Source organism: Aequoribacter sp. (genome assembly GCF_965659035.1).
GTDB lineage: Bacteria > Pseudomonadota > Gammaproteobacteria > Pseudomonadales > Halieaceae > Aequoribacter.
This window is the reverse complement of record NZ_CBFHWH010000114.1, coordinates 4,309-5,477: the sequence shown is the minus strand read 5'-3', so window position 1 is coordinate 5,477 and position 1,169 is coordinate 4,309. Positions and strand designations below refer to the sequence as shown.

The following is a 1,169-nucleotide window of genomic DNA, read 5'->3' as shown; positions in this document are numbered from 1 at the left end:
ATCTCGAGCAATCTATCGTAACCTTGCGCTTAGCAACAGGTACGGTGCAGGTGTCAGTTGACAGCCGCACGCGATTCGACGATGACGTCAGCGACCTGCGCAACTTTGGCCTAGCCGACTTGTCCGCCGGTGATTTTGTGGAAGTAGAGGCCTACCTGAACAGCGGGCAACTGCTTGCCACCGAGCTCGATCGTGACGATCCAGACGATGAAGTTGTGAAGGCTCCCGTTGATAGTAGCAACCCAAATATCGAGATCACCCTTCTGGGATTGACTTACAACGTCCAGGGCGCTGAATTCAAAGATAAGAGCGACCGCAGCGTCGATGCTGCAGGCTTTTTCGCTCAGCTCAACACTGGCGATATGGTGCGCATCAAAGACGAAAGACCTGCCGACGGCATTGCCGAAAAGGTCTCTTACGACGTTGAAGATGACTAAGTCTTATCAGAGTGCCACGTAAGCCGGGGGCGGCACGATAAAGACATTTAGCCAAATCGGGATAGGGTGTACACTCGGGGCCATTTTTAAATTTGGAGCCGAATATGACAACCTGGACCGATTTGGTGAATCCTGATGCATTGAGTGAACAAGGTCTCGTAGTGACCAACCCCGCGACAGGCAAGGTGCTCGCGACCTTACGTGATATGAGTGATAGCGAAGTCAACGTTATCATCGCTGAAGCAGACCAAGCACGCGTCGCTTGGGCATCGCTAACCGCCAAATCTCGGGCCGCAAAACTTAAAGCGTGGAACGATCTCATTCTCGCTAATCAAGAAAAGCTCGCGCAACTGATCACGGCAGAATGCGGTAAACCATTGGCCGAGGCGCGAGGCGAGGTCGCCTACGGTGCATCGTTTTTAGAGTGGTTCGCTGAAGAGGCTAAGCGCGTTTACGGCGATGTCATCCCTGCGCACGCGGAAGGTAAACAGATCTTAGTACTGAAGCAGCCCATCGGAACGGCCGCTGCGATCACGCCTTGGAATTTCCCCCTCGCTATGATCACACGCAAAGCTGGCCCGGCGTTGGCCGCGGGGTGTTCCATGGTCTTAAAGCCTGCTGAAGCGACGCCGCTAACTGCATTGGCATTAGAGAGCTTGGCGCAACAGGCAGGCATTCCCACGCCTTTGTTTAGGGTAATCACAACGACTCAGCCCGCGCAGGTGGGCGGCA

2 protein-coding genes are annotated in these 1,169 nt (G+C 54.4%); both read left to right on the top strand.

What is annotated here, in order from left to right:
- A partial coding sequence (locus ACTF5Z_RS11175; protein WP_438985701.1) for a DUF5666 domain-containing protein occupies window positions 1–437 on the top strand: 437 nt, incomplete at its 5' end.
- A 104-nt stretch (window positions 438–541) separates the two neighbouring features.
- Window positions 542–1,169, top strand: a 628-nt coding sequence (locus ACTF5Z_RS11170) for an aldehyde dehydrogenase family protein (RefSeq protein WP_438985700.1), incomplete at its 3' end; no start/stop codon positions are given.